Source organism: Nocardioides sp. (assembly GCF_034670285.1).
Taxonomy (GTDB): domain Bacteria; phylum Actinomycetota; class Actinomycetes; order Propionibacteriales; family Nocardioidaceae; genus Nocardioides.
Map to the genome: position 1 here is coordinate 1 of NZ_JAXMNS010000143.1, position 8,393 is coordinate 8,393.

Below are 8,393 nucleotides of genomic sequence, written 5' to 3' on the forward strand. Positions count from 1 at the left end.
GGTGCGGAGCGGGCTGGCCGCAGCCGCGGTGGCCGTGACGGTGGGCGTGGCCGGCGTGGTCGTCGTACCAGGCCTGCTCGGGGAGGACTCCGCGGTGACCCCGGCCGACCGCGACCCCGACGACCCCGACGACACCGCGCCCGCGATCATCCAGGGCGGCGGCTACCGACCCGCAGGCTTCTTCCGAGACGTGGTCGGCGGCAGCGCCGTGCCGTCGATCGCGCGGTACTACCGGACCACCCCGCGGATCATCTTCACCGCCCGCTTCGAGTGGTCGCCCGACCCCGCAGGGGTCTCCTACCTGGGCGACCTGTCGCTGGAGCGCTACCGCTCGGACGCCGCCCAGCGGTGCTCGCGCTTCGTCGGAGGTCGAGCCACCTGCACCACGCGGGACGACGGCTCGGTCGTCGGCCGCTACGAGGTCCCGGCCGACGGTGCCTTCCTCGCCCCGGTGTCGGAGGAGGGCCCGTTGCGGCTGGCCGAGTCGGACGGCGTGCTGCGCGGCGTGACCGCCTTCCGCACCGACGGGCGTGCCGTCACCGCTCTCGCCTGCAACTGCAGCAGCCCGAACGGCGACGTCCTCACCGAGGCGCCTCCGGTGACGTTCGAGGCCCTGGAGGACGTCGTGACGGACCCGTCCTGGGGGCTGCGGGTCGGCGGCGACCAGGACGGCTAGGAGCGCTGGGCGAGCCGGTGCGAGAGCGAGTGGGCTCCCGCCAGGAGGAGGTGGCCCAGCTCAGGTCGCCGGGCGTCGGAGAAGCGGTGCGCGACCCCGGTGAGGCTGAGGGCACCGACCGGGGTCCCGTCCGGGTCGAATACGGCCGCGGCCATGCCCCAGCTGCCCTCGACGAGCAGCCCGGGGTGGGTGGCGTAGCCGGCAGCCCGGGTGGCGTCCAGCCGCTGCCGCACCTTCTCGGCGGTGTGCTCGGGTCCGAAGGCGCCGGTGAGGTCCGTGCGGTCGAGGTACTCCTCGCGCTCGGGGCCCGGGAGGAAGGCGAGGATCGCCAGGCCGGCGGAGGCGACCCCGAGCGGGAACCGGGTCCCGTGGTTGAGCACGTGGGAGCGGAGCGGGAAAGCGCCGTCCTCCCGGATGAGGCAGATCGACTCGTCACCGCGGCGGGCGGAGTAGAAGGCGCTCTCCCCGGTCTCGACCGCCAGCGTGCGCACGAACGGGTGCGCCAGGTGGGTGACGTCGTAGCGCGGGGCCGCGGAGCGGCCGAGGAAGTGCAGCTCGGGCCCCAGCTGCCACAGGGCTGTCTCGCCGACGCGCTGGAGGAGGCCCTGCTGGGCCAGGGACGTGAGCAGGCGATGCGTCGTGGGTCGCGCCAGCGCGCTCGCCTCGCTGATCTGGGTGGTCGTGGCACCCGCAGGCTCGAACTGCGCCACCGTGCGGAGCAGCAGTCCGACCCGGGCGACCACGTCCACGGGTGCTGTCACGCCTCGACCCTAACCCTTCGGCGTCCACTCAGTGAACGCGTCGACGAGCCGGCTGCCGTGAGATGACCGGTTTGCGCCTGACCTGCGATCGACGGTTGACCACGGGCTCCGGGCCGAGTTGAGTCTGCGCCATGGACAAAGTGGTCTCCTCGGCAGCCGACGCGGTCGCCGACATCAAGTCAGGCTCGACCCTCGCGGTCGGCGGGTTCGGGTTGTGCGGCATCCCGTCGGTGCTGATCGAGGCGGTGCTGGCCTCCGGGGTCGACGACCTCGAGGCGTTCAGCAACAACGCCGGGGTCGACGACTGGGGGCTCGGACGGCTGCTCGCGGCCGGCCGGCTGCGGCGGATGGTCGCCTCCTACGTGGGGGAGAACAAGGAGTTCGCCCGCCAGTACCTCGCTGGTGAGCTCGAGGTCGAGCTGACCCCGCAGGGCACGCTCGCCGAGCGGATGCGCGCCGGTGGGTCGGGCATCGCGGCGTTCTTCACCGCCACCGGTGGCGGCACCCAGGTCGCCGAGGGCGGCCTGCCCTGGCTCTACAACTCCGCCGGTGAGGTCATCAAGGCCTCGCCGCCGAAGGAGACCCGCGACTTCGAGGTCGACGGCGTGACCCGCGAGTTCGTGCTGGAGGAGGCGATCGTCGCCGACTTCGGTCTGGTGCGCGCCTGGAAGGGCGACCGCCACGGCAACCTGATCTACAAGGACTCCGCGCGCAACTTCAACCCGCTCGCCGCGATGTGTGGCCGCGCGACGATCGCCGAGGTCGAGCACCTCGTCGAGCCCGGCGAGCTGGAGCCCAACGACATCCACACCCCTGGGGTCTACGTGCAGCGCGTGGTCGCGCTCACCCCCGAGCAGGCCGCGGACAAGCGGATCGAGAAGACGACCGTGAGGAGCCGGGCATGAGCTGGGATCGCGAGCAGATGGCCGCCCGGGCGGCCGCAGAGCTGTCCGACGGGTCGTACGTCAACCTCGGCATCGGACTGCCGACGTTGGTGCCCAACTACGTGCCCGACGACGTCGAGCTGGTGCTGCAGTCGGAGAACGGCGTGCTCGGCACCGGGGCCTACCCCTTCGAGGGCGAGGAGGACCCCGACCTGATCAACGCCGGCAAAGAGACCGTCACTCTGCGCCGCGGAGCGTCGATCTTCGACTCCGCGACGTCGTTCGGGATGATCCGCGGCGGCAAGATCGACGCCGCGATCCTCGGCGCCATGCAGGTCTCGACCGCGGGTGACATCGCCAACTGGATGATCCCCGGCAAGATGGTCAAGGGCATGGGCGGCGCGATGGACCTCGTGCACGGCGCCAAGCGCGTCATCGTGCTGATGGAGCACGTCGCCCGCGACGGCGCCTACAAGATCGTCCACGAGTGCTCGCTGCCCTACACCGGCAAGCAGGTCGTGCAGCGCATCATCACCGACCTCGGCGTCATCGACGTGATCCCTCCCGGTGAGGGCGGTGGCCTCCGGCTCGTCGAGCTCGCCCCGGGCGTCACCGAGGACGAGATCCGCGACAAGACCGAGCCGCCGCTCTCGAGCTGATCGGCTGCGGGTCCGGACGGACGGGACTACTCTCCCGCCAGGGAGGGACGCCCGTTCGAGCCAAGGGGAAGTCATGCCCGAGTCACCATCAGCATCTAGCCGTCGCTCCGTCCTGAAAGGCGCCGCCTGGACGGCTCCGGCGATCGTGCTTGCCAGCGCTGCTCCGGCCTTCGCCGCCAGCGGCGCGGCCAGCATCACGCAGACCGTGGTGGGAGTCCTTGACCGGCCGAACCTGAAGATGACGACCACCGTCGACTACAACAACCTCAACACCGGCGCGACGACGGCCACCGCAATCGTGACCCTGAGGTCGAGCGCGGGCCAGATCGCCACCGGCGATCCCTCGTTCGTGAGCGACGGCTGGACGTTCAGTGGGGTCACACCTGCGGGCTCTGCGTTCATCCGCGAGTACACCTTCAACGGCGCGATCCCCGGCGCCCCCGACGCGAGCTCGACGCAGCCGAGCTCGCTGGTGTTCACCGTCGGGGTCGAGCCGGCTGTCGGTGGGCTGGTGGGCGGCTCGATCGACGTCACGACCTCCGTCCCGCCGCCGGCAGGCATCACCCCCAACCCGGTACGCGGCCCGTGGGGCGACATTCCCGCCACCTAGGGCGGCATCCCAGCGCGAGGTTGCCATGACGAACGTCAGCCGGTCGGAGGCGACACCGGGTCGAGGCGGTTGCCGTCGATGAAGTGGGGCCCGAAGTCCGGCGGTGACACCGACACGTCGAGCCACACGCCCCTCGCGGCCGCGCGCGGTCGGCCGCTCGGTGTGGTCACGAGCGCCAGCGTCGCGATCTCGGTCGACTTGTGCTTGCCGTCGTTGAGGCGCAGTCGCCCGTGGCGTCCGATCCGGTAGGTGCCGAGCCGCTTGTGCCCGTAGCGCGTCTCCGCGTCGGGCGGTGAGGGGTGCCGGTGGGTGTCTACGACGTAGGTGAGCCGGAAGCGTCCGTCGTCGCGCAGTCGGAGGTACTGGTCGGCGATGCCGAGGGATTCGTCGACGTCCGCGACGAAGTGCCAGGTCCCGTCGAGGCGCTGCCCTCGCTTCGGGTAGGCCATCCGGTCGTAGGCGAAGCCGTCGAAGTAAGCGGCGTGGCCGGTCACCCGACCGATCATGCGCCTGCCGATCTGCACCAGCCCGGTCGTCCGGTCGTAGCGGTAGGTGGGGCACCTGCCCTCGGGGCCACACACCTGCTTGCCGCGGACGGCGAGGCGCTTGCTGACGCTGTCGCCGTCGAGGAACGACAGCCGCTCGGCGTAGCGGTAGGTGCACCCGCCCTCCTTCGCGCAGTTGTGCGTGGGGCTCCCGGTGCCGCCGTAGAGGCGTCCGGCCAGCGAGTCGCCGCCCGGCAGCGGCCGCCCGCCGGCCCGCCAGACGTAGGGGAGCGTGAGGGAGCGTGGTTCGCGCCCCGGCGCGGTGACCTCGAAGGTCAGCGTGTGCAGACCCGTCGTCCTGGCCTGGACGACGAAGGCCACCTCCTCGGAGGTCGTCTCGTCGCTGTCAGGACCGCCGATCGTCGCCTCCATGGGGACCACGAAGAGGTCGTCGCTCTCGACCACGGTCACGGTCACGTCCTCGAGGGGAGCGGTGTCGTTGATGGTGAGGATGACGTCTTGACAGCGTTCGCTGTGCGGAGCGCCGCCGGCCGCGACGCACTCCTCGGGGGAGGTCGGGGGGTAGGGGCCATCCGGCCCGGAGACCTCGAGCGGGTTCTCCGGGCGGGGCGAGCTGCTCACCTGCAACCCCGGCGCGGGGTCGAGCGCGGTCGCGTGACGGGGCGGGACGACGTCCGCGGCGGTGGAGGCCGACATCGTCGTCGGGGTGAGCAGGGCGAGCGGGACGAGCAGGGAGAGCAGCGCGACCGCGACGATCGGTCGGCGTGAGGCGAGGTGGTGCATGACGACCTCCGTGCAGCTGGTGGTGGAGTGGTGGTGAAGTGGTGGTGGAGTGGTGGGTGGCTCAGCCGTCCGGGCTCAGCCGAGTGGGTTCAGGCGGTTGCCGTCGACGAAGGACCCGCCCTCAGGCGGGTTGATCGTCTGGTCCAGCCACACGCCGCGCCTGCCGGGGCTGGGCCGGCCGGAGCGGTCCGTGACCAGGGCAAGGGTGGCGATCGTGGTGTCGCGCCGCGGGGACCTCAGGGCGAGGCGGCCGTTCCGACCGATCGCATAGCTGCCGGCCAGGGTCCGTCCGTACGACGACCCGACCTCGGGCTCGCCGTAGGCGGTGCGGCGGGTCGTGTCGACTGCGAAGCGCAGCCTGAAGCGACCGGTCTTGCGCAGGGTGAGGAGCTGCTCGACGACCCCACGGCCCTCGTCGACGTGCGCGCCGTAGAGCCAGCGGCCGCTGAGTCGCCTTCCCTTGCCCGGGTAGGTCAGCGACACGTAGCGCTCGCCGCCGACGAAGGCGGCGGTGTCGGTCAGCCGGCCGATCGTGCCCCAGCCGACCTGCACCAGCCCGGACTCCTCGTCGTACCAGTAGCGCGGGCACCGCCCGCCGCGCGTGCAGGCGGCAGCGCTGCGGAGACCGAGCGAGCGGCTGACGCGGGCGTCGTCGAGGAAGGCCAGCCGGTGGGAGTAGCGGAAGGTGCAGGCGCTCTCCTCGTCCGAGCCACACGGAAAGCTGTCGAGTCCGTTGACGCCGAGGAGGCGGCCGGCGAGGGAGTCGCCGCCGTCGATCGGAGCGCCGCCGGGTCGCCAGACGTAGGGCAGGGTGACCCGTTGCGGCTCGGCGCCGGCCGCGGTCACCTCGAAGGTCAGGGTGTGCAGACCGGTGGTGGTCCCTCGGACGGCGTACCGGACGAGCTCGGCGCTACCCCTGGCGATGGTGGGGAACGTCGCGACCATGGGGTCGACGTACAGGCCCTCGCTCTCGACGACGGTCGCGGTGACGTCGGCGAGCGAGCCCTCGTCGGCGCGGACGGTGAGCGAGGCGACGTCGCGCACGGGTGGCGGAGCGGTCTCGTCGAAGGCGGCGACCTTCAGCGGGTTGCCTGGAACCGGGAGCGTGGAGACCTGGGGCGCAGGCGCCGTGGCCGAGGCGCTCGACGCGGGCGCGAGCGGCGTCGCACCCAGGGCGAGGCCGACGAGCGAAGCCGCGAGCAGTGCTCTGGGTGCTCCGGGTGGGGTGATGGTCATGTGGACTCCCGAGTGCCCGTGAGCGGTGGTGCGGTCAGGGAGTCAACGGCGCAGGGCTCTCAAACGTTGAACGGGCCTCGACGTGGCCCGGGTCACCCTGGGAGGCTGTCACCGCACGGGAGGGTGCAGCAGGGCGGTGGGCTTCGGTAACGTCGTCCCCTTGCCCGAATCGACTTCCACCCGAGAGGCAGCCAGATGACGCAGAGCCCGCCCACGGAGAAGGCGCACCAAGCGCCGGACTCCTCCCCCCGACTTCTCAACGCGCCCCGGGTGTTCGTGCCCGCCGCGATCCTGCTCGTGCTCTTCGCGCTCGTGGCCGCCATCTGGCCCACCCAGCTCGACGAGGCCCTCGTCTCGGCCAACACCGAGGTCGTGCAGAAGATCGGCTGGTGGTACGTCGCCGTCGTGACCGGCTTCGTCGCCTTCTCGCTGTGGATCGCCGTCTCCCGGATGGGCGACATCGTCCTCGGCAAGGACGACGAGGACCCCGAGTTCGGCATCAAGTCCTGGTTCGCGATGCTCTTCGCGGCCGGCATGGGCATCGGTCTGGTCTTCTGGGGCGTCGCCGAGCCGCTCAACCACTATGCCTCCCCGCCGCCGGGCTCGCCGGCCGGGGACGAGTCGCAGCAGGCGCGCAGCGCGCTCGACACGACGTTCCTCCACTGGGGACTGCACGCCTGGGCCATCTACGTGGTGGTCGGTCTGGCCATCGCCTACGCCGTGCACCGCAAGGGCCGCCCGATCTCGCTGCGCTGGGCCCTCGAGCCCCTCTTCGGCGAGAAGGTGCTGGGTCGCTGGGGTGACCTCATCGACGTCATCGCCGTCGTCGGCACCCTGTGCGGCGTCGCGACGTCGCTCGGCTTCGGTGTCACCCAGCTCGGCGCCGGCCTCAACTTCCTCGGATTCGTGGACAACGCCGGCACGGGCCTGCTCGTCGTCCTGATCGCCGTCATCACCGCGATCGCCCTCGCCTCGGTCATCAGCGGCGTCGACAAGGGCATCAAGCTCCTCTCGAACGTCAACATGGGCCTGGCCGGGGTCCTGCTCCTGCTGGTGCTCATCCTCGGACCGACCGTCTTCCTGCTGAGCGACTTCGTCACGCAGATCGGCTCCTACCTCCAGAACTTCCTCAACCTCTCGTTCAACGTCCGTCCGTTCCAGGAGGACGGAGCGGCGTGGTTGTCGTCGTGGACGACGTACTACTGGGGCTGGTGGATGAGCTGGGCGCCGTTCGTGGGGGTCTTCATCGCCCGCATCTCGCGCGGTCGTACCGTGCGGCAGTTCATCACCGGGGTGCTCCTGGTGCCGACTATGATCACGTTCCTGTGGTTCTCGGTGCTCGGGGGCTCGGCCATCTACGCCGAGGTCTTCGGTGACGGCGGGTTCATCGGCGAGGACGGCTCGGTGTCGACCAACACCGCGCTGTTCCAGCTGCTCGACGGCCTGCCGATGGCGACCCTGCTGAGCATCATCGCGATGTTCCTGATCGTGGTCTTCTTCGTCACCTCCTCCGACTCCGGCTCGTTCGTGGTCGCGATGCTCTCCGAGGGCGGCAACCTCAACCCGCCCGTCTGGAACCGCGTCTTCTGGGCGATCATGGAGGGCGTCATCGCAGCGGTGCTCCTCGTCGCCGGTGGCCTGACAGCGCTGCAGACGACCGCGATCCTGGTGGCGGCGCCGTTCAGCGTGGTGATGGTCCTGATGGCGGTGGCCACGGGCAAGGCGTTGCTGGCCGAGGACCGGGTGATCCAACGCAAGAAGCGGGCCTGGGCGCGTGACCAGATGGTCGAGCACGTCATCTCCGAGACGTCTGCGACCGCCATGCCCTCGAAGCCCTCGAAGCCCTCGAAGCCCGCGAAGCCCGCGAAGCCGGCGAAGCCCTCGCGGCGCTAGCTCGGGCGGGCGCGAGTAGGGTGCGGCGCATGACGAAATGGGAGTACCAAGTCGCACCGATCCCGCTTCACAACGAAGCGCTGATGCTGAACAACTTCGGCCAGGACGGCTGGGAGCTGGTCACCATCCAGACCAACGCCCAGGGTGGGCTGATCGCCTTCCTCAAGCGTCCGGCGCAGTAGTGGTCAGCGCGGCGAACAGCCCCGAAGAGCGGTTGGCAGCAATGGGCTTGGCGGTCCCCGAGGTCGCCAAGCCCGTTGCTGTCTACGTGCCGGCCGTGCGGTCGGGCAACCACGTCTTCACCTCGGGCCAGCTCCCGATGCGGTCGGGTGAGCTGATCACGACCGGCAAGGTCGGCGCGGAGGTCAGCGCCGAGGAGGCCTAT

10 protein-coding genes are annotated in these 8,393 nt (G+C 70.9%); 7 read left to right on the forward strand and 3 right to left on the reverse strand.

What is annotated here, in order from left to right:
- On the forward strand, positions 1-676 hold a 676-nt coding region (locus VOI19_RS08945), incomplete at its 5' end, for a hypothetical protein (protein WP_323792619.1).
- Here VOI19_RS08945 and VOI19_RS08950 read toward each other — a convergent pair.
- Positions 673-1,437, reverse strand: a complete 765-nt coding sequence (locus VOI19_RS08950; protein WP_323792620.1) for an IclR family transcriptional regulator — start codon at positions 1,435-1,437, stop codon at positions 673-675. The genes VOI19_RS08945 and VOI19_RS08950 overlap by 4 nt on opposite strands.
- A gap of 131 nt (positions 1,438-1,568) precedes the next feature.
- On the opposite strand from VOI19_RS08950, the gene VOI19_RS08955 reads away from it, so the two are divergent.
- From VOI19_RS08955 to VOI19_RS08965, 3 genes are all read left to right on the forward strand, one after another.
- Complete coding sequence (locus VOI19_RS08955) at positions 1,569-2,342, forward strand: CoA transferase subunit A (protein ID WP_323792621.1); 774 nt, start codon at positions 1,569-1,571, stop codon at positions 2,340-2,342.
- Positions 2,339-2,980: a CoA transferase subunit B gene (locus tag VOI19_RS08960; protein WP_323792622.1), complete on the forward strand. Its 642-nt coding sequence runs from the start codon at positions 2,339-2,341 to the stop codon at positions 2,978-2,980. The genes VOI19_RS08955 and VOI19_RS08960 overlap by 4 nt, the downstream gene beginning before the upstream one ends.
- Before the next feature lie 73 nt (positions 2,981-3,053).
- On the forward strand, positions 3,054-3,590 hold the full coding sequence (locus tag VOI19_RS08965) for a hypothetical protein (protein ID WP_323792623.1): 537 nt from the start codon (positions 3,054-3,056) through the stop codon (positions 3,588-3,590).
- A gap of 35 nt (positions 3,591-3,625) precedes the next feature.
- On the opposite strand, the gene VOI19_RS08970 is transcribed toward VOI19_RS08965, so the two are convergent.
- Both VOI19_RS08970 and VOI19_RS08975 read right to left on the reverse strand, forming a co-directional pair.
- On the reverse strand, positions 3,626-4,879 hold the full coding sequence (locus VOI19_RS08970) for a hypothetical protein (protein WP_323792624.1): 1,254 nt from the start codon (positions 4,877-4,879) through the stop codon (positions 3,626-3,628).
- 75 nt (positions 4,880-4,954) lie between these two features.
- Entirely contained in the window at positions 4,955-6,115 is a 1,161-nt protein-coding gene (locus tag VOI19_RS08975; RefSeq protein ID WP_323792625.1) for a hypothetical protein, read from the reverse strand.
- 195 nt (positions 6,116-6,310) lie between these two features.
- Here VOI19_RS08975 and VOI19_RS08980 point away from each other — a divergent pair, with 195 nt between their 5' ends.
- The 3 genes from VOI19_RS08980 to VOI19_RS08990 form a co-directional block, all read left to right on the forward strand.
- Positions 6,311-8,008 (forward strand): BCCT family transporter, encoded by a 1,698-nt coding sequence (locus VOI19_RS08980; RefSeq protein WP_323792626.1) that lies wholly within the window; start codon positions 6,311-6,313, stop codon positions 8,006-8,008.
- Positions 8,009-8,037: 29 nt separating this feature from the next.
- The gene (locus tag VOI19_RS08985; protein ID WP_165699027.1) at positions 8,038-8,190 is read left to right on the forward strand and encodes a hypothetical protein; all 153 of its coding nucleotides are present in this window, start codon (positions 8,038-8,040) and stop codon (positions 8,188-8,190) included.
- A 41-nt stretch (positions 8,191-8,231) separates the two neighbouring features.
- The coding region (locus VOI19_RS08990; protein WP_416366365.1) for a RidA family protein at positions 8,232-8,393 on the forward strand (162 nt) is incomplete at its 3' end.

What these genes read in the sequence shown, in the direction of transcription:
- VOI19_RS08965 (WP_323792623.1), top strand. Translation starts at nt 3,054, where the DNA reads ATGCCCGAGTCACCATCAGCATCTAGCCGTCGCTCCGTCCTGAAAGGC.
- VOI19_RS08970 (WP_323792624.1), bottom strand. Translation starts at nt 4,879, where the DNA reads ATGCACCACCTCGCCTCACGCCGACCGATCGTCGCGGTCGCGCTGCTC.
- VOI19_RS08980 (WP_323792626.1), top strand. Translation starts at nt 6,311, where the DNA reads ATGACGCAGAGCCCGCCCACGGAGAAGGCGCACCAAGCGCCGGACTCC.
- VOI19_RS08955 (WP_323792621.1), top strand. Translation starts at nt 1,569, where the DNA reads ATGGACAAAGTGGTCTCCTCGGCAGCCGACGCGGTCGCCGACATCAAG.
- VOI19_RS08975 (WP_323792625.1), bottom strand. Translation starts at nt 6,115, where the DNA reads ATGACCATCACCCCACCCGGAGCACCCAGAGCACTGCTCGCGGCTTCG.
- VOI19_RS08985 (WP_165699027.1), top strand. Translation starts at nt 8,038, where the DNA reads ATGACGAAATGGGAGTACCAAGTCGCACCGATCCCGCTTCACAACGAA.
- VOI19_RS08960 (WP_323792622.1), top strand. Translation starts at nt 2,339, where the DNA reads ATGAGCTGGGATCGCGAGCAGATGGCCGCCCGGGCGGCCGCAGAGCTG.